This window comes from Streptococcus mitis bv. 2 str. SK95 (assembly GCF_000222705.1).
Taxonomy (GTDB): Bacteria; Bacillota; Bacilli; order Lactobacillales; family Streptococcaceae; genus Streptococcus; species Streptococcus mitis_AY.
In genome coordinates this window covers 31379-55335 of the sequence record NZ_AFUB01000055.1, presented here as the reverse complement: position 1 = coordinate 55335, position 23957 = coordinate 31379, and the positions used below count along the sequence as shown (strand labels likewise).

26 protein-coding genes and 1 riboswitch are annotated in these 23957 nt (G+C 42.3%); all 26 genes read left to right on the top strand.

What is annotated here, in order from left to right; all coding sequences use genetic code 11:
• Nucleotides 1–16: 16 nt before the first annotated feature.
• A riboswitch (M-box (ykoK) riboswitch) is annotated at nucleotides 17–168 on the top strand.
• A gap of 195 nt (nucleotides 169–363) precedes the next feature.
• The 26 genes from mgtA to HMPREF9965_RS10665 all read left to right on the top strand — a co-directional run bounded on the left by mgtA (nucleotide 364) and on the right by HMPREF9965_RS10665 (nucleotide 23943).
• Nucleotides 364–3024 carry a magnesium-translocating P-type ATPase gene (gene mgtA / locus HMPREF9965_RS10785; RefSeq protein WP_000858844.1) on the top strand — a complete coding sequence of 887 codons (2661 nt, stop codon included), beginning with the start codon at nucleotides 364–366 and terminating at the stop codon, nucleotides 3022–3024.
• A 134-nt stretch (nucleotides 3025–3158) separates the two neighbouring features.
• The gene (gene spx / locus HMPREF9965_RS10780; protein ID WP_000591165.1) at nucleotides 3159–3557 is read left to right on the top strand and encodes a transcriptional regulator Spx; all 399 of its coding nucleotides are present in this window, start codon (nucleotides 3159–3161) and stop codon (nucleotides 3555–3557) included.
• A gap of 63 nt (nucleotides 3558–3620) precedes the next feature.
• Complete coding sequence (locus HMPREF9965_RS10775) at nucleotides 3621–4190, top strand: SP0191 family lipoprotein (protein WP_000724882.1); 570 nt, start codon at nucleotides 3621–3623, stop codon at nucleotides 4188–4190.
• Nucleotides 4191–4277: 87 nt separating this feature from the next.
• Nucleotides 4278–4544 (top strand): IreB family regulatory phosphoprotein, encoded by a 267-nt coding sequence (locus HMPREF9965_RS10770; protein WP_000507060.1) that lies wholly within the window; start codon nucleotides 4278–4280, stop codon nucleotides 4542–4544.
• A 3-nt stretch (nucleotides 4545–4547) separates the two neighbouring features.
• The gene (gene ruvX, locus HMPREF9965_RS10765; protein ID WP_004244031.1) at nucleotides 4548–4967 is read left to right on the top strand and encodes a Holliday junction resolvase RuvX; all 420 of its coding nucleotides are present in this window, start codon (nucleotides 4548–4550) and stop codon (nucleotides 4965–4967) included.
• 15 nt (nucleotides 4968–4982) lie between these two features.
• Nucleotides 4983–5288 (top strand): DUF1292 domain-containing protein, encoded by a 306-nt coding sequence (locus HMPREF9965_RS10760; protein WP_000017624.1) that lies wholly within the window; start codon nucleotides 4983–4985, stop codon nucleotides 5286–5288.
• Nucleotides 5289–5547: 259 nt separating this feature from the next.
• Nucleotides 5548–6798: a bifunctional folylpolyglutamate synthase/dihydrofolate synthase gene (locus HMPREF9965_RS10755; protein WP_000464321.1), complete on the top strand. Its 1251-nt coding sequence runs from the start codon at nucleotides 5548–5550 to the stop codon at nucleotides 6796–6798.
• A gap of 87 nt (nucleotides 6799–6885) precedes the next feature.
• On the top strand, nucleotides 6886–7329 hold the full coding sequence (locus tag HMPREF9965_RS10750) for an SP_0198 family lipoprotein (RefSeq protein ID WP_000853135.1): 444 nt from the start codon (nucleotides 6886–6888) through the stop codon (nucleotides 7327–7329).
• Between the two features lie 185 nt (nucleotides 7330–7514).
• Nucleotides 7515–8666, top strand: a complete 1152-nt coding sequence (locus HMPREF9965_RS10745; RefSeq protein WP_000190426.1) for an iron-containing alcohol dehydrogenase — start codon at nucleotides 7515–7517, stop codon at nucleotides 8664–8666.
• A gap of 87 nt (nucleotides 8667–8753) precedes the next feature.
• Entirely contained in the window at nucleotides 8754–10022 is a 1269-nt protein-coding gene (locus tag HMPREF9965_RS10740; RefSeq protein ID WP_025170867.1) for a glycosyltransferase, read from the top strand.
• Nucleotides 10023–10025: 3 nt separating this feature from the next.
• Nucleotides 10026–11006, top strand: coding sequence for an NAD-dependent epimerase/dehydratase family protein (locus tag HMPREF9965_RS10735; protein ID WP_000757300.1), 981 nt, complete (start codon nucleotides 10026–10028; stop codon nucleotides 11004–11006).
• Nucleotides 10981–11796: an MBL fold metallo-hydrolase gene (locus tag HMPREF9965_RS10730; RefSeq protein WP_000034629.1), complete on the top strand. Its 816-nt coding sequence runs from the start codon at nucleotides 10981–10983 to the stop codon at nucleotides 11794–11796. Before HMPREF9965_RS10735 ends, HMPREF9965_RS10730 begins: the two co-directional genes overlap by 26 nt.
• The gene (locus tag HMPREF9965_RS10725; protein WP_000724373.1) at nucleotides 11774–13036 is read left to right on the top strand and encodes a F390 synthetase-related protein; all 1263 of its coding nucleotides are present in this window, start codon (nucleotides 11774–11776) and stop codon (nucleotides 13034–13036) included. The genes HMPREF9965_RS10730 and HMPREF9965_RS10725 overlap by 23 nt, the downstream gene beginning before the upstream one ends.
• Nucleotides 13037–13050: 14 nt before the next feature.
• The gene (locus HMPREF9965_RS10720) at nucleotides 13051–13995 is read left to right on the top strand and encodes a 3-oxoacyl-[acyl-carrier-protein] synthase III C-terminal domain-containing protein (protein ID WP_000141194.1); all 945 of its coding nucleotides are present in this window, start codon (nucleotides 13051–13053) and stop codon (nucleotides 13993–13995) included.
• 135 nt (nucleotides 13996–14130) lie between these two features.
• Nucleotides 14131–15663, top strand: coding sequence for a cardiolipin synthase (cls, locus tag HMPREF9965_RS10715; RefSeq protein ID WP_000126968.1), 1533 nt, complete (start codon nucleotides 14131–14133; stop codon nucleotides 15661–15663).
• Nucleotides 15664–15737: 74 nt separating this feature from the next.
• Nucleotides 15738–15881, top strand: coding sequence for a hypothetical protein (locus tag HMPREF9965_RS13220; protein ID WP_000934189.1), 144 nt, complete (start codon nucleotides 15738–15740; stop codon nucleotides 15879–15881).
• A gap of 35 nt (nucleotides 15882–15916) precedes the next feature.
• Entirely contained in the window at nucleotides 15917–17473 is a 1557-nt protein-coding gene (locus tag HMPREF9965_RS10710) for a hypothetical protein (RefSeq protein WP_001103702.1), read from the top strand.
• Nucleotides 17474–17589: 116 nt separating this feature from the next.
• The gene (gene nrdD, locus HMPREF9965_RS10705; RefSeq protein ID WP_000636184.1) at nucleotides 17590–19797 is read left to right on the top strand and encodes an anaerobic ribonucleoside-triphosphate reductase; all 2208 of its coding nucleotides are present in this window, start codon (nucleotides 17590–17592) and stop codon (nucleotides 19795–19797) included.
• A gap of 11 nt (nucleotides 19798–19808) precedes the next feature.
• On the top strand, nucleotides 19809–19949 hold the full coding sequence (locus HMPREF9965_RS13075) for a hypothetical protein (RefSeq protein WP_000521630.1): 141 nt from the start codon (nucleotides 19809–19811) through the stop codon (nucleotides 19947–19949).
• A 38-nt stretch (nucleotides 19950–19987) separates the two neighbouring features.
• Nucleotides 19988–20488 (top strand): GNAT family N-acetyltransferase, encoded by a 501-nt coding sequence (locus tag HMPREF9965_RS10695; protein WP_000423433.1) that lies wholly within the window; start codon nucleotides 19988–19990, stop codon nucleotides 20486–20488.
• Between the two features lie 5 nt (nucleotides 20489–20493).
• Nucleotides 20494–21090: an anaerobic ribonucleoside-triphosphate reductase activating protein gene (gene nrdG / locus HMPREF9965_RS10690; RefSeq protein ID WP_000220159.1), complete on the top strand. Its 597-nt coding sequence runs from the start codon at nucleotides 20494–20496 to the stop codon at nucleotides 21088–21090.
• Nucleotides 21087–21716, top strand: a complete 630-nt coding sequence (locus HMPREF9965_RS10685) for a uridine kinase family protein (protein ID WP_000725979.1) — start codon at nucleotides 21087–21089, stop codon at nucleotides 21714–21716. The genes nrdG and HMPREF9965_RS10685 overlap by 4 nt, the downstream gene beginning before the upstream one ends.
• Before the next feature lie 265 nt (nucleotides 21717–21981).
• Nucleotides 21982–22290, top strand: coding sequence for a 30S ribosomal protein S10 (gene rpsJ / locus HMPREF9965_RS10680; RefSeq protein ID WP_001284513.1), 309 nt, complete (start codon nucleotides 21982–21984; stop codon nucleotides 22288–22290).
• A gap of 82 nt (nucleotides 22291–22372) precedes the next feature.
• Nucleotides 22373–22999 (top strand): 50S ribosomal protein L3, encoded by a 627-nt coding sequence (gene rplC, locus HMPREF9965_RS10675; RefSeq protein WP_000160197.1) that lies wholly within the window; start codon nucleotides 22373–22375, stop codon nucleotides 22997–22999.
• A gap of 24 nt (nucleotides 23000–23023) precedes the next feature.
• Nucleotides 23024–23647, top strand: coding sequence for a 50S ribosomal protein L4 (gene rplD, locus HMPREF9965_RS10670; protein ID WP_000024537.1), 624 nt, complete (start codon nucleotides 23024–23026; stop codon nucleotides 23645–23647).
• On the top strand, nucleotides 23647–23943 hold the full coding sequence (locus tag HMPREF9965_RS10665; RefSeq protein ID WP_001055345.1) for a 50S ribosomal protein L23: 297 nt from the start codon (nucleotides 23647–23649) through the stop codon (nucleotides 23941–23943). The genes rplD and HMPREF9965_RS10665 overlap by 1 nt, the downstream gene beginning before the upstream one ends.
• Nucleotides 23944–23957: the final 14 nt, after the last annotated feature.

The following is a 23957-nucleotide window of genomic DNA, read 5'->3' as shown; positions in this document are numbered from 1 at the left end:
TTTATACTGATAGACGAAAACGGTAGGTGAGGCTACCATAGGGATACGGATGACTACCGCAAAGCAGTGGAGACACTACTCGTTGGTCAACAGTCCTGGTCGCGAAGGCCAAGACTAAGCTCATTTCATTGCCCTATGGAGTTAAAGCTTGAACGAAAAAACAGATAATTAGTTTTTTAATCCTGCCATTTTATGGTGGGATTTTCTACTGTTTTAGAACAAGGAAAGGAGACAGACGATGCAAATTGACGATCATCCAGAACCGCACATACACAGCCAATCGCTGATTTGTGTCGTTCTGCCCTTATAAAGTGATTGGTCTCTGTGTATGAAACACATCATTCATACAGATAGGAGAAACCAATGAAAACTACAAAAGAAAGATTAGCAGCAGCTATTCACACACCTTTAAACGAAACTCTATCTTTTTATAAGACAAGTCTAACAGGCTTAACTGAGGAGCAGGTGGAGAAAAATCGTGACCTCTATGGCGAAAACACCATCACCAAAGGTCAAGAAGACAGTATTCTCAAAAAAATTTACGAATCTATTATCAATCCATTTACAATCATCCTGCTGGTCATCGCTATGATTTCCATGGTGACCAATGTCTGGTTGGCAAAGCCTGGACAAGAAGATCCGACGACCTCTATCATCATCGTCGTTCTCGTTCTAATCTCTGGTGGCATACGCTTTGTTCAAGAATTACGGAGTGACAAGGCTGCGACCAATCTATCAAAAATGATTGTGAACACAGCCACGGTGATTCGCGAAGGCCAGAGTTTAGAGGTCGCAATTGAAGATTTGGTCGTTGGAGATATAGTCAAATTAAGTGCTGGGGATATGATTCCAGCAGACCTCATTTTAATTGAATCACGTGATTTCTTTGTCCAACAGTCTGGTTTGACAGGTGAAAGTGATTCGGTTGAAAAACTGGCCTTATCTAAAATGAGTCAGTCAAATTTTGATAGTCTGCTAGAAGCAGAAGCGCTCGCCTTTATGGGAACCAACGTGATATCAGGAAGTGCTAAGGCTTTGATTCTAGCAGTCGGTGATGACACCATGATGGGAGAAATCGAGCAGACCCTCAATACCTATGACGAACCGACCTCTTTTGAGCGGGAGATGAACAGCATCTCTTGGCTCTTAATCCGTTTGATGTTAGTCATGGTTCCCATCGTGTTTCTCTCTAATGGCTTGACAGATGGAGATTGGTTAGAAGCTGGCGTATTTGCTTTGAGCGTAGGAGTCGGGCTTACACCTGAGATGCTTCCTATGATCATCACGGCCAGTCTAGCAAAAGGCTCCATTATCATGGCTAAGGAAAAAGTCGTCATCAAAAAACTCAATGCCATACAGGACCTAGGTGCTATTGATATCCTATGCACGGATAAAACCGGAACCCTTACCCAAGACGAAATTGTCCTTGAATATCCTTTGGATATACATGGAGATTTGGATTTGTCTGTGTTGAGACGTGCCTATCTCAATTCCTATTTTCAAACGGGTTTGAAAAACTTGATGGACCGTGCCATTATCAGTAGAACTGAAAAAGAAGCTAAAGAACACGCTATTTTACAAAGTTTGGATACTAGCTTCCAAAAAATAGATGAATTGCCCTTTGATTTTGAACGCAGACGGATGAGTGTTATCGTCAAGGATGAAAACGAAGTTGTTAGTTTGGTAACCAAGGGTGCCCTAGAGGAAATGCTTGCGATTTCAACCCAGGTGGAATATCAAGGTCAGATTAGTTCTTTGACGGATGATATCCGAGTGGAAATCTTAAAAGAAGTGGACCAACTTAATCAACAGGGATTGCGAGTCTTGGGAGTCGCCTATAAAACAGGCCTAAAAGAAGGTTTTGCTTACTCCGTTGAAGATGAAAAGGAGATGATTCTAACAGGATATCTTGCTTTCCTAGACCCACCAAAACCATCAGCAGCACCTGCTATTCAAGCTTTGTTAGAGCACGGTGTTCAAACCAAGATCTTGACTGGGGACAATGAGAAGGTAACCCAAGCAGTATGTGAAAAAGTTGGTTTAGACGTTGATCAAATCTTGTTGGGTTCTGATATTGATGCCATGTCGGACAAAGAGTTGGCCCAAGCAGTCGAGAAGGTGACCGTCTTTGCCAAACTCTCTCCTGATCAAAAAGCACGAATCATCTTACAAATCAAATCCAACGGACATTGTGTCGGCTATATGGGAGATGGGATCAATGATGCCCCTTCTATGAAAGTAGCAGATGTGGGGATTTCTGTTGATACAGCAGTGGATATTGCCAAAGAAACAGCTGATGTCATTTTACTAGATAAAGATTTGATGGTGCTTGAAAAAGGTCTGGTTGAAGGTCGCAAAGTCTATGCTAATATGACCAAATATATCAAGATGACGGTCAGCTCTAATTTCGGGAATATTCTTTCACTCTTAGTATCTGGTATCTTTTTGCCTTTCCTTCCCATGGCCCCCATTCACTTAATTGTTTTGAATCTTGTCTATGACCTTTCTTGTGTTGCCTTGCCATTTGATAATGTGGATGAAGACTTCTTGAAGAAGCCTCATAAGTGGGAGGCTCAGTCCATTACTCGTTTTATGATTTGGATGGGGCCAATTTCTTCTGCCTTCGATATTTTGACCTTTATCTTGCTCTATTTTATCATTGTTCCAATGGCGACAGGTCAAGCCTATGTCCACGGAGCAGAGTCCGCAACGGGCTTTATCATCTTGTTCCAGACAGGTTGGTTCATTGAATCCATGTGGTCCCAAACCATGGTTATCCATATGCTTCGTTCAGCAAAGCTTCCTTTCTTGCAAAGTCGTCCATCATGGTTTGTTCTTGGAACAACCTTGCTAGCAGCCAGTTTTGTGACCTTCCTTCCCTATTCTTCAATCGCTGGCCTCCTTCGTTTAATCCCTTTGAAACCAATTTATTTCCTTTTTTTGCTCTTGATAATCGTTCTCTATATGATCAGTGTTACAGTAGTGAAACGAATCTATATCAAAAAATTTAAAAGTTGGCTATAAATTGATTTTGTCAAGGGAAAAGTACGGAAATCGCTAAAAAAGTTAAATTTTTTTAAAAATAGGTCGCAAGTCGGATGTTTTTTATGGTATAATAGACTAAACTGATAGTAACATGTAGCGAAAGGGGTAGGCACATGATTAAGATTTATACCGTCTCCAGTTGCACAAGCTGTAAGAAAGCGAAGACTTGGCTCAACGCACACCAGTTAAGTTATAAAGAACAAAACCTTGGTAAAGAAGGGATTACGAGAGAAGAACTACTTGATATTCTGACAAAGACAGATAATGGAATTGCCAGCATTGTATCATCAAAAAACCGCTATGCGAAAGCTTTAGGAGTTGACATCGAAGATTTGAGTGTGAATGAAGTACTCAACTTAATCATGGAAACGCCACGGATCTTAAAAAGTCCTATTCTAGTTGACGAGAAGCGTTTGCAGGTCGGTTACAAAGAAGATGATATCCGTGCCTTTTTACCACGCTCTGTCCGTAATGTAGAAAATGCAGAAGCACGTTTGCGTGCAGCTCTATAAACATCGAGGCTGGGGTATCTCCTAGCCTTGTTCATTTTTTATCAAAAAATCATGTGAGGAATTATGAAAAAGATAGTAATTGGCGCAGCTACTCTCCTCCTGCTACTTGCAGGATGTAGCCAAAAGAAGGAAACGACATCCAGTTCAAAACATGAATCCGAAACGCTCCAGTCTACTCTGCCAGTTTTGGAAAATGCGGAAAAGAATACGATTGTGACCAAGACTTTGATTTTCCCTGAGTCAGGAGATGGCGTCAAGCAAACGCAAACCATTACCTATAAAGGGAAACAATTTCTAAAATTGGTTATTCGGCAGATACGGCCCTTAAGTGAGGAATTGAAATCCTTTATCGCTGACCACGGTCTTGAAGAAACTCAAAAAGCTCTTTTAGAAGCAGAAGAAAAGGATGAAATGCTTCAGGAAGCGCGCAAATTGGCAGGTTTTACACTTGAAACCAAACTGCTCAGTGAGACTGAAATCCAGACCACAACGACCTATGATTTACAAGTCTTGGATGTCAAAAAGGCGTCACAGACAGATTATTTGAAAAATCTTGGCTTAGAGAGTCTTTTGCAACAGGACCCAAGTCAGTATATCGCAGACAGAGTGGCAAATGGTGCGACAGAACAGTAAGAAAATCCAAATAAATGGATTGACTTAATTGTAGAACGTAAGGAAATATGCTATAATAGTACTATTCTAAGGAAAGAGGGTGTTAGAATGGGATTTACTGAAGAAACTGTACGTTTTAAATTGGATGATTCCAACAAGAAGGAAATCAGTGAAACGTTGACAGATGTCTATGCTTCTCTGAATGAAAAGGGTTATAATCCGATAAATCAAATCGTCGGTTATGTATTGAGTGGAGACCCTGCCTACGTTCCTCGTTACAACAATGCACGAAATCAAATCCGTAAGTATGAGCGTGATGAAATTGTTGAAGAATTGGTGCGCTATTACCTTAAAGGACAAGGAGTCGATCTATAATCTATGAGAATTATGGGATTGGACGTCGGTTCAAAAACGGTAGGTGTGGCCATTAGCGATCCACTGGGATTCACCGCTCAGGGACTTGAAATCATCCAGATTAATGAGGATCAGGGCCAGTTTGGTTTTGACCGTATCAAGGAATTGGTTGACAGCTATAAGGTGGAACGCTTTGTGGTAGGTCTGCCTAAAAACATGAACAATACCAGCGGTCCGCGAGTAGAAGCTAGTCAAGCCTACGGAGCAAAACTAGAGGAACTTTTTAGTTTGCCAGTAGAGTATCAAGATGAGCGCTTGACGACAGTCGCAGCTGAGCGTATGTTGATTGAGCAGGCTGACATCAGTCGCAACAAGCGAAAAAAAGTCATTGATAAATTGGCTGCTCAGCTGATTTTGCAAAATTATTTAGATAGAAAATTTTAAGACAGAGGAGAAACTATGTCACACGATCACAACCATGACCACGAAGAGCGTGAATTGATTACACTAGTAGACGAGCAAGGAAATGAAACCTTATTTGAAATTCTTTTGACCATTGACGGGAAAGAAGAATTTGGTAAGAACTATGTTCTTCTAGTGCCAGTTAACGCAGAAGAAGATGAAAACGGCGAAGTTGAAATCCAAGCTTACTCATTCATCGAAAATGAAGACGGAACAGAAGGCGAATTGCAACCAATCCCAGAAGACTCAGAAGATGAATGGAATATGATTGAAGAAGTCTTCAACAGCTTTATGGAGGAGTGATACAGTCTGGGAGACTGTATCAGCCCAACTCCTGAAAATTAGAAGAGTTGGAACGTTCGGGGAACGTTTTTAGCCTAGCTCCTTGAAATAAGAGAGAGCTGGTGAGTCCAGTGGACGTTTTTAGCCCTGCGCTAAAATTCATACTAGCTAGTGATTAGCTAACCAGGTAAGAGGTCGGGATTTTTGTCCCGACCTCGCTTTTTACTTGTAATTATACTTTGTTGTGGTAGTGGAATGTACTTTTGTTAAGGAGATATGCATGTTTGAAGTAGAAGAATGGCTTCATAGTCGGATTGGTTTAAACTTTAGATCTGGACTTGGACGAATGCAGCAAGCAGTGGATTTGCTGGGGAATCCTGAGAAGACTTATCCTATTATCCACGTGACAGGGACCAATGGCAAGGGATCAACTATTGCCTTTATGAGGGAGTTGTTTGTTGCTCATGGTAAAAAAGTTGGTACTTTTACCTCTCCCCATATCATCAGTATCAATGATCGAATTTGTATCAATGGACAACCGATTGCTGATGAAGATTTTATTCGTACAGCTAACCAAGTCAAGGAGATGGAAAAAACTCTTTTGGAAACACATGACCAATTGTCTTTCTTTGAGTTGTTGACCTTGATTGCTTTGCTTTACTTTAAAGAGCAGGACGTGGATCTAGTCCTGCTAGAAGTGGGGATTGGTGGTCTGCTTGATACCACTAATGTCGTAACAGGAGAGATTGCAGTTATTACTTCCATTGGGTTAGATCATCAGGAGACCTTGGGCGATAGTTTGGAAGAAATAGCAGAGCAGAAAGCTGGTATCTTCAAGGCTGGAAAGAAGGCGGTCATTGCCAAGCTCGCTCCAGAAGCTAAACTTGTCTGTCAAAAAAGAGCAAGAGAGTTAGACGTAGACATTTATCAAACTGGGCAAGACTTCACCTTGAAAACTGGAAATTTCTCAAGCAGCCTAGCAAGCTTTTCCCAGCTTGAAATCGGTTTGGAAGGTGCTTATCAGCAAGAAAATGCCGCCTTGGCTTTACAAACCTTTCTTCTATTTATGGCGTCAAGAGAGGAAAGGGTCGAAGAAGAGCTTATCAGACAGGCCTTGAAAGAAACACATTGGGCGGGTCGATTGGAACGGATTCGTCCGAAAATCTACCTAGATGGGGCTCACAATCTGCCAGCCTTGACTCGTCTAGTAGAGTTTATACAGGGGAAAATCCAGCAAGGCTACCAGGTTCATGTCCTTTTTGGTGCCCTTAAACGCAAGGATTATCAGGGGATGTTAGGCTATCTAACGGAGCAGTTGCCTCAGGTGGAACTTAAGGTAACAGGCTTTGACTACCAAGGTTCTTTGGATGAGAAGGATGTGGCGGGTTATAAACTGGTTGACTCTTATCGTGATTTTATCAGCGAATTTGAAGAAAATGCCAATGATCAGGACCTGCTTTTCGTGACGGGCTCCCTCTACTTTATCTCGGAAGTGCGAGCAAGTTTGGTAGGAAGCGATGAGATTAGTTGACCTTCTAGGTTTAGGTTGCTATACTGGGGATAGGAAAACTCGAAAACGATTTCAGAAATACATTAGCGCAAAAGAAAGGAAATCGCTATGAAAACGAAAACATTCACACTTTCTATTGCTTCCCTAGCAATTCTTAGTCTTTTAGCAGCTTGTGGACCTAAGGTACAAGCCCCTACCCAGCAATCATCTACTCAACAAGAATCATCTTCTAGCACTGCTACAAGTGCTAGTCAACCACAGGCATCCTCAAGTCAGGACACTACTGTAGCTCAACCTACGAATATCGATGGTACCTATACTGGAAAAGATGAGAATGACCAAATCACTCTTGTTGTAACAGGTAAAACTGGTACATGGACTGAGGTCGAGCCAGATGGAGATAAGGAAATCAAGCAAGTCACCTTTGAGCCAGAAAATCAACGTGTCATTATCGGTGATGATGTCAAAATTTACACGGTTAATGGTAATCAATTGATTATCGATGATATGGACCGAGAGGCATCTGACCGAGTGGTATTAACTAAGCAATAATGATTAAGTAGAAGTTCCAATGAGATGAAATTAGTCTTTTTGGAGCTTTTTTGTTTAAAAACGTGACCAGTGCTTCTTTACTGATTTTTTACTTAAAACGCTTACAAATATTTGTAAAACTTCTTATAAGGTCGTATACTTATAGTAAATAATCAAATAGCGCAGAGGCGCAGGAGGAAAAGCATATGGCTACATTTTACGTTCCATCAGTTAACCTTATCGGTAAAGGTGTTGTAAATGAAGTAGGCCCGTATATCAAGGAACTTGGGCATAAGAAGGCCCTTTTGGTGACAGACAAGTTCATCGAAGGAAGTGATATTTTACCTAAGGTCCTAAAACCACTAGATGCTGAAGGGATTGAATATGTGATCTTTAGCGATGTGGAGCCAAATCCTACTTGCAAGAACGTCACAGACGGAGTGGCTGCCTTGAAAGAGCATGGATGTGACTTCATTATCAGTCTTGGGGGAGGATCTCCTCAGGATGCGGCTAGTTGTATCTCTATCATCGCTACAAATGGTGGCAAACCACAGGACTACGAAGGACTTCACAAGTCTGCTGAAAAAGGGTTGCCAGTGGTTGCGATCAATACAACAGCTGGAACTTCTGCAGAAATTACTATTAACTATGTCATTACTGACGAAGAACGCAAGGTCAAGATGGTAATGGTTGATAAGAACAGCCTAGCCCTCATCTCAGTCAATGATCCAGAACTTATGGTATCAAAACCTAAGGGATTGACAGCAGCGACAGGTATGGATGCTCTTACTCATGCTGTAGAAGCCTTGGTAACACCGGGTGCTTATGATGTGACCAAGAAACTCTCTATCGGAGCTATTGAACTCATCAAGGAGTATCTTCCTCGTGCTGTGGCTAATGGACAAGATATCGAAGCGCGTGAGGCTATGGTCAATGCCATCTTCCTCGGTGGTATGAGCTTTAACAATGCTGGTTTGGGCTATGTTCACTCTATGGCTCACCAACTCGGTGCAGTATATAACTTGCCACATGGTGTCTGCTGTGCCATGCTTCTCCCAGTTGTAGAACGTGAAAATGCCAAACGGGTACCAGAAGCTTTCCGCAATGTAGCTAAGGCCTTGGGCCTTCATGTGGAAGAGAAAACAGACCAAGAATGTGCTGCCTACGCTATCGCTGAGATTGAAAAACTGTCTGAAACAGTAGGTATTCCAAAGAAACTCACTGAACTCGGTATCCAAGAAAAAGACTTTGACTTTGACTACCTTTCTAAGAATGCCTTGATTGATGCCTGTGCACCAGGAAATCCATTTATGCCAACCTTAGAAGAAACTATTGCCTTCTATAAAGAATTGTTCTAATTCTTAAAGTGAAAAAGAAGCTAAATAATGCTGGGAAGAACTATCATTTTGGTAGTTCTTTTTTTAAAAATTTGCTATCCTAGACATATGAGAAAAATCAAAATCGATGTGGTTGTAGTGCCCTTAAGTGGGCATCTCTTCCCAACCTTGAATCTACTCGCACCCTTGTTGAAGGATCCCTTGTATGAGATTCGATTATTTACAGGACCACAACGAAAAGTTGTCGCAGAGGAGATGGGATTCCAGGTGATTCCCATTTTAGAAAATTCTGTAGATGAATTTGAGCGCGTAGCCAACAATGAAGGGCAATTAAACCTTATTTCTGCTTATCGACAGTTGTCAGCTAGTCTTGATTTGATCGATGTGGTGTCTGACCAACTAGTGCAAGAGTGGCAGGAAAATCGACCTGATATTGTGATTGCCGACTTCATCACCTTATCTGGGGGGTTAGTAGCGGAACAGTTGGGAATTCCTTGGATAACAACCATGGCGACACAATTTGCCATTGAAACGACAGATGGACCGCCTTGTTTCTTTGGAGGAATTGGCAGTCCAAAGACACCGTTCCAATCTGTCCAGCAATGGCTGGGGAGAAAAGTGACTCGTTTAGGGAAACGAATCGTAACCTTTTTATTGAGAGAACGCTTAAAACGTTACGATTTTAAGCTCTACAATCAGAAAGGTCAAGAAACTATCTATTCCCCCTATTCTATCTTAGGGATTGGGATGAAAGAGTTGGAGCTGAAAAGTGGTTTTCCAGAGCATTACCTTTGGGTGGGACCTTTTGGGTCTTCGATTGAGAGGGCAGAGAATTATCCCCTAGATTTGGCTCCTTATGCAAATCATAAGAAAGTCCTCGTATCTTGTGGGACTCAGCTAGCATGGGCCAAAGACAACCTCCTCTACCAGACCCAACAATTGGCAAAAGCCCATCCAGACTGTCACTTCTTTGTGACTCTGGGGTTTGGCGGACAAGACTTCCAATGTGAGGAGCTCGTGGACAATGTTTCTGTGGTATCCTATCTTCCCTATAAGGAATACATTCCCCAGATGGACTATGTGATTCATCATGGCGGTGCGGGTATTTTTTACCAATGTATTATCTATGGCAAGCCTGCCTTGATTCTCCCTCATGACTATGATCAGTATGACTATGCGATTCGTGGCTTAGAGGCAGGGATTGCCCTGACTGCTAAACGAGAGGATACGGAAGCGATTGGGCGAGCTTTTGATGAGTTATTGGCTAGAGATGACTGGGCAGACTTGAACAAACTTAGTCGTGTAGCTCAAATCTATCAGCCAACAGAGATTCTGAAGAGCGAAATACATCGGCTCTTAGGGGACAAGGAGAAGTAAAAAATGAAGAAAGTATTGGTAACAGGTGCTACGGGCTTTCTAGGCAAGTATGTTGTTGAAGAACTCAGTCAGCAAGGCTATCAGGTACGTGCTTTTGGACGCAATCCCAAGGCAGGTCAGTCTTTGGAAAATTCCTTAGTAACATTTTTTCAGGGAGATTTGACCAAACAAGAGGATTTGGCTCAGGCTTGTCAGGGGATGGACATGGTTGTGCATGCGGGTGCTCTTTCTACCGTTTGGGGTCCTTGGGAGGATTTCTACCAGACAAATGTCTTGGGAACCAAGTATGTTCTGGATGCTTGTCGAGAGACCGGTATTCAGCGTTTAGTTTATGTATCATCGCCGAGCATCTATGCTGCGCCTCGAGATCAGCTTGCTATCAAAGAAAGCGATGCGCCTCAGGAAAATAATCTTAACAACTACATTCGTAGTAAGCTGGCTTCGGAGAAGCTGTTTAAGGATTATCACGATGTTCCGAGCATTATCTTACGACCTCGTGGGCTTTTTGGGATAGGGGATACCAGTATTTTGCCTCGAGTTCTCAAACTCAGTCAGAAGATTGGCATTCCCTTGATAGGGGACGGTCGTCAGCTCATGGATATGACCTGTGTGGAAAATGTCGCTCTGGCAATTCGCTTGGCTCTAGAGGCTCCTCAAGCTAGTGGCGAAGTTTATAATATTACCAACGGGGAACCAAGAGCCTTTAAAGATTTGATAGAAGAAACCTTGAGAGGACTGGACTATCCAATAACATACAGAAAAGTGCCAGCTCCTCTTCTTTCAGTTATTGCCAGTAGTTTAGAGTTTCTGTATAAGGTCTTGAAACTCAAAGGTGAACCGCCTCTGACACGCTATACCTATTATCTGCTCCGTTATAGCCAGACGCTAGACATCAGCAAGGCGGAGCGAGACTTGGGGTATCGCCCTCAAATCAGTATTTCGGAAGGGATTGAACAATATGTCCAAGATTATCGAAAGCATTGATTATTTCCCAGCAGGCTACTGTACCAGTTACACAGGTTTGCTATTTAAGGGAGTCAAGAATAAAAAGATGACCTTCCCAGCGGGTGTCTTTTTGATTAAGCACAGAGGCAAAGGCTATTTGCTCTATGATACTGGCTATCACTATGATATTAAGACGAAGCTTCGCTATGGTTTTTATCGTCTAGGAACACCTGTTCAAATGACGGAGAAGGACCAGATTTCACATTTACTGAAAGCGAAGGGAATCAAACCAGAAGAAATAAACTATGTCCTTCTATCTCATTTACATCCAGATCATCTGGGAGGAGCTAGTTTCTTTCCTCATGCAACCTTTATCCTGACCAAAGAAGTATATGAAGTCTACCAAAAACCTAATTTGAAAGACTTGATTTTCAAGGAGTTTTTGCCAGCTTCTTTTGAAGAAAATCTAACCATTATCAGAACTGACCAGCATCATCCGGGATTTCCCTATCGTCCGATTTGTGATCTTTTCGGAGATGGCAGTATCCTAGTAGCTTCTGTTGATGGGCATGCTAGGGGGCAAGCCTGTCTGTACCTTCCAGACTTCAATCTCCTCATTGCAGCAGACCTCTGTTGGGGAATTGACCTCTTACCTTATACCAAGCAGATGCACCTGCTTCCTTCCTTGGTTCAAGATAACAAGGTGGACTATATCAAGGGGACGGAGTTTCTGGAGGCAGTCTTGAAAGACGGAATTGAGGTGCTCGTTAGTCATGACCCTGTAGAAAGGATAGAGTCAATCTTATATGAAAAAAATAACCTTTCTTAAAACCTTTATCCAAACTCGCTGGCTTTATAACTTCAAATCTCGAGAGGCTTTAGAGAACTACCAGAAAGTGCAATTAGCTAACTATATGGACTTTTTAGAGCGAGAGTCTCCTTACTTTAAAAATGTGGTTCCTAGCGACTTTGACCATATGGACAAGGCTTTTATGATGGAACATTTCAATGAGCTCAACACCCAAGGAGTGGATCGGGATGAAGCCTTGGCCTTGGCTATTGAAAGCGAGAAGACCCGTGATTTCACTGAACTTAAAGGCGAAGTGGCAGTCGGTCTGTCTTCAGGGACATCTGGACATCGGGGCCTCTTTATCACAACAGAGAAAGAGCGAAGTATGTGGGCGGCGGCTATCTTGGCAAAGATGTTGCCCAAAGGTCAACTTTTTGGACACCGCATCGCCTTTTTCCTGAGAGCCGATAATGAACTCTATCAGACCATCAATACGGCCCTCATTCGTTTAGAGTATTTTGATATTTTCAAACATACAGATGAGCATATCGGGCGTCTCAATAGTTACCAACCGACCATTGTGGTAGCACCAGCCTCTATGTTGCTTGAATTGAGCAAGCACCTCACAGCTGGAGAGTTGGTCATTCACCCACAAAAAATCGTTTCGGTGGCGGAAATCTTGGAAGATAGTGACAGGGGACGGATCGCAGAAGCCTTTTCACTATCCATCATTGACCAAGTTTATCAGGCGACAGAAGGTTTCCTAGCCTGCACTTGCTCAGCTGGCAATCTGCATCTCAACGAAGACATTATCTTTGTGGAAAAGCAGTATCTAGATGATTGCCGTTTTTATCCAGTGATTACGGACTTTAAACGAAGCAGTCAGCCTGTTTATCGCTACCAGCTTAATGATATCTTGGTTGAAAATCCGGAGCCTTGTCCATGTGGCTCCTGCTATACACGGATTGACAAGGTCGAAGGACGCTCTGACGACATCTTCTATTTCGAAGGACTGGATGGGGAACAGGTGACCATCTATCCAGACTTTATCAGGCGGTGCATCCTCTTTGTGGAGAATGTAGGAGATTACCAAGTCAAGCAACATTCTGAGAAGGTAGTGGAAGTTTGTCTAAGCCAACGAGATGAGGCAGTGGAAGCATCTATTCTAGCCCAGTTTCAACTCCTAGCCCAGCAAAAGCAGTTTATAGTTCCTCAAATCCAATTTTCAGATTATCACTGGGATACTAGCCGTAAACTCAAACGAATCCAACGTTTATGAAAGGATAATAGACAATGACAGAAGTAAAAAGACATGTAGAAATCGCAGGTTATGGCATTTGCCTTCCCAAAAATACGGTGCAATTTAAAGACCAGACCCGTTATCGTGTAGTTGAAAATGAAGAAACCCAACTAGATTTGGCAGAAGCAGCTATCCAGCAGGCACTTGAAAAAGCAAATTTAAAAATAGAAGACATTGATTGTCTGGTTTCGGCGAGTGCAGTTGGTGTTCAGCCTATTCCTTGTACGGCTGCCTTGATTCATGAGCGCGTGGCAAAAGGACTCTCAATCCCAGCTATGGATATCAATACGACCTGTACCAGCTTTATTTCTGCTCTATCGACCATGTCCCACTTGATTGAGGCGGGCGAATACGGTCGTGTCCTGATTGTGTCTAGTGAGGTTGGTAGTTTAGGGCTCAATCCCAAGCAAAAAGAAAGTTTTGAACTCTTTAGTGACGGGGCAGCAGCCTTTATTTTCCAAAAAAGTCATCAGGAAAAAGGGGTCATTGCTAGTCTCCAACGTACTTGGTCAGAAGGAGCTCACGATACGGAGATTCGTGGAGGTCTGACTTCTTTTCAACCCAAAGAGTACTCTGAAGCGACTAAGACCAACTATATGTTTGACATGAAGGGGAAGAAAATCCTCCTCTTGTCTGCTCGTAAAATCCCAGCCATGTTTGAAGAGTTTCAAGAAAAAACACAGCTAGCCTTGGCAGACGTGGACTATATCATTCCTCACCAAGCGAGTCGTGCTCTTCCTTTGGTCATGGAAAAACTAGGTGTGGCCGAGGATCAGTACCTCAATCTCGTCACTAACTATGGAAATATGGTGTCAGTCTCTGTGCCGTTTGGCTTGGCTTATTCTTTGAAACATGGACTTATCAAGGAGGGAGATGTCGTCTACCTTATGGGGACTGCAGCTGGTATGACGGTCAATATGTTGGCTCTGAAATTGTAATAATCATCTAAAAATGGAAGGCTTGGAACTTGAGCAAAGGTAAAAGGTTGCCATCTCCCCCTGAACTGAGGTATACTAGTAGAAACATTAGTTCATCAAGCGGTTAAGGAGAATGTTAGAAAAGGAAGGGGATGTATGACAGCTAGAAAAATGCAGCTACTCATGTCCAAGTATGGTTTTAGTATTACCATTATGTTGGCAGAGTTGTTTATCGTCTTTGGTTTATTTATCTATCTAGGACAGATGGCTCCGATTCTCTGGATTATCCTTGTCATTTTAGTAAGCTTAGCGACCATTGTATCGATTGTCAATCGGTCCATGAATCCTGAGAGTAAGGTAACATGGCTGTTAGTAGCCTTTGTGCCAGTATTTGGTCCCTTGCTCTATATCATGTTTGGAGAACGCCGTTTATCTAAAAAAGAAATGAAACAACTAAAGCAACTCCAATCAATGGTTGACCGAGAGGATAATAGCAGAGCCCTCCGTTTGGAGTTAAAAGAACAAGATAAGTCGGCTTACGGAGTCATCAAATCCCTCCTCAGTATGGATACGAACGCAGATGTCTATAATCGAACAGATACCCATTTCTTCCCTTCAGGTGAAAGTATGTGGCGCCAGATGTTGGAGGATCTCAAAAAAGCTGAGAAATTTATCTTTCTCGAATACTATATCATCGAAGAAGGCTTGATGTGGGACAGCATTTTAGAGATTTTGGAAGAAAAGGCAGCTCAAGGAGTAGAAGTGAAGCTCCTCTATGATGATATTGGTTGTATGGCAACCTTGCCTGGAGATTACACCATCCAGCTTCGTGGTCGAGAGATTGAAGCCCATAAATTTAACAAGGTGATTCCACGCTTGACCGTTGCTTATAACAACCGTGATCACCGTAAAATCATGATTATCGATGGTCAAATTGCTTATACAGGTGGTGTCAATCTGGCAGATGAGTATATCAACCATATCGAGCGCTTTGGTTATTGGAAGGATAGCGGTATTCGTTTGGATGGGTCGGCTGTAAAGGCTTTTACTAGACTCTTTTTATCAACCTGGTATATCAACCGTGGGGAAATTAGTGACTTTGACCAATACCATCTCGAAAATCAACCAAAAGATGGGATGGGGCTCTGTATTCCCTATAGTAGCGGGCCAAAACCCATCTACCGAGCTCAAGTTGGGAAAACGGTCTATCAAAATCTTATCAATCAAGCTACAGATTACGTCTATATCACGACTCCCTATCTGATCACTGACTATGATCTAACTGAAAGTATCAAAAATGCAGCATTGAGAGGGGTAGATGTGCGAATTGTGACGCCTTGTATCCCAGATAAGAAGGTTATTCAGTTAGTTACTCGCGGAGCCTATCCTGACTTGTTGTCTGCTGGAGTTCGCATTTACGAGTACAGTCCTGGATTTCTTCATAGCAAGCAAATGCTTGTCGATGGAGAGGTGGCTACTGTGGGAACCATCAATTTTGATTATCGTAGCTTGCTTCACCACTATGAAAATGCCGTTTTACTTTATAGAACACAGTCTATCATCGATATTGAGAGGGACTTCGAAGAGATTTTTAAGGTTTCTCAAGAAATTTATCCCCACACTATCAAAACTAGCTGGTATCAAAGCCTAATCAAGGAAATTGTCCAGTTGTTTGCGCCCATGCTCTAACTATCCACCAAGATCTAGCCCAAGGCTGGATCTTATTTTTGTCTTTTTGCGAATAGATAAGCAGGAGGATAAAAATGCTAAATCAAAAAGAATATGATTTTATCCTAGAGTTTCAAACAAGCAGTTTACACCGTTTTCGAGAGATTGAACGCTTTGCTGAGCTAGATAAGAAGTTAAGGAAATATCAATCCCTAGCTGACATTCCTGTAAGATTTTGATATACTAAAACAGATAAACTTAGAGGAGAAATTGAATGAACGTATACGAGGAAAAAGACGAACAGCTAGAAGAATTTCGATACCAGTATCGGGATCGGCTGGATCAAGAGTCTGAATTTGGACTGGAGCGAGGTAAGAAGAAACGAACTCCGCTTCCATTTTTTAGTATGGCAATTTGGAGTCTGGCTGCTACAGCTGTTTCTGTAATGTTGCCTCTGTTCTTTGGTTTGGTGAGCCCCCAACAGATGCAAGATCTTTATACTGGTTGGGCGCTACATCAGAATGGGCAGATTTACACGGATTATTATGGTTCAAATGGACTGCTTTATTACGTACTAATCTATCTCTCTCAAGGGAGTATTCTTTTTGCTTTGGTGGAGTGGTTGGCCTTGTTCGGAGCTGGTGTTTTTCTATTTAAATCCGCTGATACCTTGACAGGTCAGGGGGAACAGGCTAGACAGCTTTTGTTGATTTTCTATCTTTTTGTGGGCAGTCTGGGATTTGGCGGTAGCTATGCAGTAGTTGTGGCCTTGCCTTTCCTGTTTTATAGTTTTAGCCTAGTGGCTGACTATCTGGATGATCCAAGTAACGATAAAGGTTTTTTGCGAGTTGGGATGAGTTTAGCATTAGCTTTCTTCCTATCACCTATTCCCACAGCTTTGTTTGCAGCCACACTTGCCTTGAGTTTGTTTGGATTTAATATTGCCAAGCGTCGATTTGCTCATGGTTTGTATCAATTTTTCGCATCAGCTCTAGGATTTTCTCTCCTTTTTTATCCAATTGGCTACTATACAGTCTTAACAGGAACTTTTGGTGATGCGATTAGCCATACCTTGTATCCAATAGATACGCTTAGTCTATTTTCAAATGCCAATCTTATGGAGAATGCTGCTTTCTATGGTTTGCTATCCATCGGTATTGGGATTCTGACATTGATCTTTTCAGGATTGTTTCAGACTAAGCCAGCTCAGCAATCTGCTGTCTCAACAGGCGCTATTTTAGGTTTATTAGTAACTCTTTCTTTGTTAATTCTTTCAAAGGAACCTTTGCATGGCTCACGTTTGGCAGCGATTTTGCCCTTTCTGACATTGTTATTGTTAACCAACATCAAAGAAGGAAGCTCTGATCGTATCAGTCGTAGTAGACGAAGAGTTCGTTCTTCATCACTCTTTGGTCGCTACCTCAAGGGAAATTTCTATCTACCATTAATTGCGATAGTCTATTTACTTTTCCTACCTGTTTTGAGTCGCTATATTTCGCATCCAAGTACTTATCAGGAACGCGAGCAACTTGCTAGCTTGGTCAAACAGCAAACGAGTTCTGAGGATCGTGTCTATGCTTGGGATGATCGTCCAGATTTTTATCGAGCAAGTGAACGCTTGGCACCAAGCTCTCTAGTAACACCGACACTCTATACTGCAAGCGACGAGAATAAAACGAAACTAGTCAATGACTTGAAAGAAAATCAACCGAAGATGATTTTGGTCAATCAAAAGGTTGCCTTGTGGTCGGATGTAGAGAGCCTACTTAGTGAAAAATACGAGCTTGTTCAGACGGATAGTAAGGAATTCAAGCTTTATAAATCTAAATAATAAATCAATATCTTGTGTATTTTTAAAAATTTTAGAATTTTTAACACAAGATATTGATTTTTCTTTTTGGAGTGGTATAATATCATTTAAGAAGAAAAATAGAAAAGAGCCTGGATATGATTGTATTAGAAGAAAACCTTGCAACCGTTCCCACTTTGTTCGTTGAAAAACGAGATGGTAGACGTGTAGTGTTTGATATAGACAAGATTGACAAAGCTCTCCACAAGGCGGCTGACAAAGTCATGGATGTGACACCCTTGGTCGAAAAACGTCTAAATGGACTGCTTGAGCGTATTGTTGCGGAAATTCACAGTCGTTTCCCTCAAGGTGTCAAGATTTACGAGATTCAAAATATCGTAGAACATGAACTCCTTGAAGCCAAAGAATATGCGCTAGCTGAGGAGTATATCACTTATCGGACACAAAGGGATTTTGAGCGCTCAAAAGCGACAGATATCAACTTTAGCATTCATAAACTTCTCAATAAAGACCAGGCGGTTGTCAATGAAAATGCCAATAAAGACAGTGATGTCTTTAACACTCAGCGTGATTTGACAGCAGGGATTGTGGGGAAATCAATCGGACTGCAAATGCTTCCTAAGCACGTAGCCAATGCTCACCAAAAGGGGGATATCCACTATCATGACTTGGACTACAGCCCCTACACTCCTATGACCAACTGCTGTTTGATTGATTTCAAGGGTATGTTGGAAAATGGTTTTAAGATTGGAAATGCGGAGGTAGAGAGTCCCAAGTCTATCCAGACTGCGACTGCTCAGATTTCCCAAATCATTGCCAATGTTGCTTCTAGCCAGTACGGGGGCTGTTCAGCTGACCGTATCGATGAAGTCTTGGCGCCTTATGCGGAGAAGAATTATCAGAAGCACCTAAAGGATGCGGAAGAGTGGGTCTTGCCTGAAAAACGGGAAGATTACGCGTGGAGGAAAACGCAAAAAGATATCTACGATGCCATGCAATCTCTTGAGTATGAAATCAACACCCTCTTCACTTCAAATGGACAAACACCTTTTACTTCACTAGGTTTCGGTCTAGGAACCAATCGTTTTGAACGTGAAATTCAAAAAGCTATCTTGACCATTCGTATCAAGGGGCTTGGTTCAGAACACCGCACAGCCATCTTCCCTAAACTCATCTTTACGCTAAAAAGAGGACTCAACTTAGAGGAAGGTTCACCTAACTACGACATCAAACAGTTGGCTCTCGAGTGTGCAACCAAGCGGATGTATCCAGATGTCTTGTCCTATGATAAGATTATCGAACTGACTGGTTCTTTCAAGGTTCCTATGGGATGCCGTTCTTTCCTTCAAGGATGGAAGGATGAAAATGGTGTCGAGGTCAATTCAGGTCGGATGAATCTAGGTGTTGTGACAGTCAATTTACCTCGTATCGCCCTCGAGTCTGAAGGAGATCTGAATAAGTTCTGGGAAATCTTCAACGAGCGGATGAATATCGCAGAAGATGCTCTGGTTTACCGTGTTGAACGGACCAAGGAAGCAACACCAGCGAATGCCCCTATCCTTTATCAGTACGGAGCCTTCGGTCGCCGTCTCGGAAAAGAAGAAAGTGTAGATCAACTCTTTAAGAATCGCCGCGCGACAGTTTCGCTGGGCTACATCGGTTTGTACGAAGTGGCGACGGTCTTCTTTGGAAACAGCTGGGAAAGTAATCCTGAAGCCAAGGAATTCACATTGGATATCATTCGCGATATGAAACGTCGTGTGGAAGAGTGGTCTGACCAATATGGTTACCATTTCTCTATCTACTCCACACCGTCTGAAAGTCTGACAGACCGCTTCTGTCGCTTGGATACAGAGAAGTTCGGCTCTATTCCTGACATCACGGACAAGGAATACTACACCAACTCTTTCCACTACGATGTTCGTAAAAATCCAACACCGTTTGAAAAACTGGATTTTGAAAAAGTTTATCCAGAAGCAGGTGCGTCAGGTGGCTTTATCCACTATTGTGAGTATCCAGTTCTTCAACAAAATCCAAAAGCCCTGGAAGCTGTTTGGGACTATGCCTATGACCGAGTTGGCTATCTAGGAACCAATACTCCGATTGATCGTTGCTACAAGTGTGACTTTGAAGGAGATTTTGAACCAACTGAAAGAGGCTTTGCTTGTCCAAACTGTGGCAATAGCGACCCTAAAACAGTAGACGTTGTCAAACGTACGTGTGGTTATCTGGGAAATCCGCAAGCGCGTCCGATGGTCAATGGACGCCACAAGGAAATTGCTGCGCGTGTCAAACACATGAACGGTTCAACCATTAAAACAGCCGGACATGAAGTAACAAATTAGAAGGAAACGCAATGGGGAAATACCAATTAGATGATAAGGGACGCGCTCAAGTGACCCGTTATCATGAAAAACATTCGAAAGGTGGAGTAGGAAAAAAAGAACGCTTGCTCAATCTCAGAGAACAATATTTAAACAAGAACAAGAAAAAGTGAGAGTCCGCTCTCGCTTTTCTCTTAGCGGGGAGGGGAATATGGAACTACGCAGACCAACATTGGCAGATAAAGAAACAGTTTTAGAGATGATGGCAGAGTTTGAACAGACTCAATCAGCCCACGATGGTGGGTTTTGGAGCGCCAACAATTTTGTTTATGAAGAGTGGCTAGAAGAAAATCTTCAAGCGGAAGCGGGACTCAATATTCCTGAAAACTGGGTTCCTGCTATCCAGCTGGTTAGTTTTGACGTAGCAGGCCAGGCTCTTGGCTTTCTCAACCTTCGTCTCCGATTAAATGACTACTTACTAGAAAATGGGGGCCATATTGGCTACTCCATTCGTCCATCTGAAAGAGGTAAGGGTTATGCGAAAGAATCCCTCCGACAAGGTCTACAAGTTGCTAAGGGAAAGAATATTAAACGAGCTTTAGTGACTTGTAGCACAGAAAATCCAGCAAGTCGAGCTGTTATCTTAGCTAATGGTGGGGAGTTGGAGGATGTTCGAAACGGAACGAAGCGCTATTGGATAGACTTGGAGTAGACAGCATGACATGGAATACACCAAAACCAGGTGAATGGAAAAGTGAGGAACTTAGTAAAGGGCGAATCATTGATTACAAGGCCTTTAACTTTGTCGATGGAGAAGGTGTACGCAACTCTCTTTATGTATCAGGTTGCATGTTTCACTGCGAGGGGTGCTATAATGTTGCGACTTGGTCTTTCAACGCAGGCATTCCCTATACGGCAGAATTAGAAGAACAAATCATGGAAGACCTTGCCCAACCCTATGTTCAGGGTTTGACCTTGCTAGGAGGAGAACCCTTTCTTAATACGGGCATTCTCTTGCCACTCGTTAAACGCATCCGAAAGGAATTGCCAGACAAAGACATCTGGTCCTGGACGGGCTACACTTGGGAAGAAATGATGCTGGAGACTCCAGATAAACTGGAACTCTTATCATTGATTGACATCCTTGTCGATGGACGGTATGATAAAAGCAAGCGCAATCTCATGCTCCAGTTTCGAGGTTCCTCTAATCAACGAATTATAGATGTGCAAAAATCTCTCAAAAGTGGGCAAGTGGTGATTTGGGACAAGCTTAATGACGGAAAAGAAAGCTATGAACAGGTGAAGAGAGAATGAAGAAAAAAGACCTGATAGAACAACTGGTTTCAGAAATCGAAACGGGAAGAGTTAGGACGCTAGGGATCTACGGTCATGGGGCTTCAGGTAAATCAACCTTTGCACAGGAATTGTACCAAGCTTTAGATTCTACTACAGTAAATTTACTAGAAACAGACCCCTATATCACTTCAGAACGTCACCTGGTAGTACCAAAGCAAGCACCAAATCAAAAGGTGACAGCTTGTCTGCCAGTGGCACATGAACTGGCAAGTTTGCAGAGAGATATTCTCGCCTTGCAGGCAGGTATGGATGTCTTGACAATCGATGAACCTTGGAAGGCTAGTGAGGTCTTGTCTGGAGCAAAGCCAATTCTTATTGTTGAAGGGATGTCTGTGGGCTTTCTACCTGAGAAACTCTTTGACAAAACTATCTGTTTCTACACGGATGAAGAAACAGAATTAAAGAGGCGTCTAGCTCGAGATACGACTATGAGAAATCGCGATGCTTCCTTTATATTGGCTAGCCATCAGATGAGACGAGAGCAGTATCTGCAATACTATAGAGAAAACGAGTCTAAAGCGGATATCTTAGTGGATCAATCGGAAGATAAGTTTGAAGTCGCAATGAAACACATTATTATATAGAAGAAAAGATTGATTTTTATAGACGTAAATCAGTAATCATAGAAAGATGAAAAGAGAAAACAGTTTCATCTTAAAAAAACGAAAAAAAGCTAACAAATCCCTTGCAATCGCAGGGGCTTTGTGTTATTCTATTATGGTGCTGTAAATTACAGCCTTAGCTTTGATGCAAGAGGTTGCGACACGCTCGGTTGCATTGCCACGCAACGCGCGTCGGTTTTCTTGTGGAGCTAGCCTATTATCTTAAATAGACGAAAAGGAGAAAAAGATGGCAAACAAAAAAATCCGTATCCGTTTGAAAGCTTACGAACACCGTACGCTTGACACAGCGGCTGCAAAAATCGTAGAATCAGCTACTCGTACAGGTGCACAAGTTGCGGGTCCAATCCCACTTCCAACTGAGCGTAGCCTCTACACAATCATTCGTGCGACTCACAAATACAAAGACTCTCGCGAACAATTTGAAATGCGTACACACAAACGTTTGATCGATATCGTTAACCCAACTCAAAAAACAGTTGATGCCTTGATGAAATTGGATCTTCCAAGTGGTGTAAACGTAGAAATCAAACTTTAATCTAAAGCTTGATACCTTGAGCATAAAAAACGCTCGTTAAAAACTTTTTGAATAAAAAATATAGAAAAGGAACTATTTTCTCATGACAAAAGGAATCTTAGGGAAAAAAGTGGGAATGACTCAAATCTTCACTGAAGCTGGCGAATTGATCCCTGTAACAGTTATTGAAGCAACTCCAAACGTTGTTCTTCAAGTTAAAACTGTTGAAACAGACGGATACAACGCTATCCAAGTTGGTTTCGATGACAAACGCGAAGTATTGAGCAACAAACCTGCTAAAGGACATGTAGCGAAAGCTAACACGGCTCCTAAGCGCTTCATTCGTGAATTCAAAAACGTTGAAGGCTTGGAAGTTGGTGCTGAAATCACAGTTGAAACATTCGCAGCTGGAGACGTTGTTGACGTAACTGGTACTTCTAAAGGTAAAGGTTTCCAAGGTGTTATCAAACGCCACGGACAATCACGTGGACCAATGGCTCACGGTTCTCGTTACCACCGTCGTCCAGGTTCTATGGGACCTGTTGCACCTAACCGCGTATTCAAAGGTAAAAACCTTGCAGGACGTATGGGTGGCGACCGCGTAACAATTCAAAACCTTGAAGTTGTACAAGTTGTTCCAGAAAAGAACGTTATCCTTATCAAAGGTAACGTACCAGGTGCTAAGAAATCTCTTATCACTATCAAATCAGCAGTTAAAGCTGGTAAATAATAAAGAAAGGGGAAATCAGTCACAATGGCAAACGTAACATTATTTGACCAAACTGGTAAAGAAGCTGGCCAAGTTGTTCTTAACGATGCAGTATTTGGTATTGAACCAAATGAATCAGTTGTGTTTGATGTGATCATCAGCCAACGCGCAAGCCTTCGTCAAGGAACACACGCTGTTAAAAACCGCTCTGCAGTATCAGGTGGTGGACGCAAACCATGGCGTCAAAAAGGAACTGGACGTGCTCGTCAAGGTTCTATCCGCTCACCACAATGGCGTGGTGGTGGCGTTGTCTTCGGACCAACTCCACGTTCATACGGCTACAAACTTCCACAAAAAGTTCGTCGCCTAGCTCTTAAATCAGTTTACTCTGAAAAAGTTGCTGAAAACAAATTCGTAGCTGTAGACGCTCTTTCATTTACAGCTCCAAAAACTGCTGAATTTGCAAAAGTTCTTGCAGCATTGAGCATCGATTCTAAAGTTCTTGTTATCCTTGAAGAAGGAAATGAATTCGCAGCTCTTTCAGCTCGTAACCTTCCAAATGTGAAAGTTGCAACTGCTACAACTGCAAGTGTTCTTGACATCGCAAATAGCGACAAACTTCTTGTCACACAAGCAGCTATCTCTAAAATCGAGGAGGTTCTTGCATAATGAATTTGTATGATGTTATCAAAAAACCTGTCATCACTGAAAACTCAATGGCTCAACTTGAAGCAGGTAAATATGTATTTGAAGTTGACACTCGTGCACACAAGCTTTTGATCAAGCAAGCTGTTGAAGCTGCTTTCGAAGGTGTTAAAGTTGCCAACGTTAACACAATCAACGTAAAACCAAAAGCTAAACGTGTTGGACGTTACACTGGTTTTACTAACAAAACTAAAAAAGCTATCATCACACTTACAGCTGATTCAAAAGCAATCGAGTTGTTTGCTGCTGAAGCTGAATAATCTAAGGAGGAAAT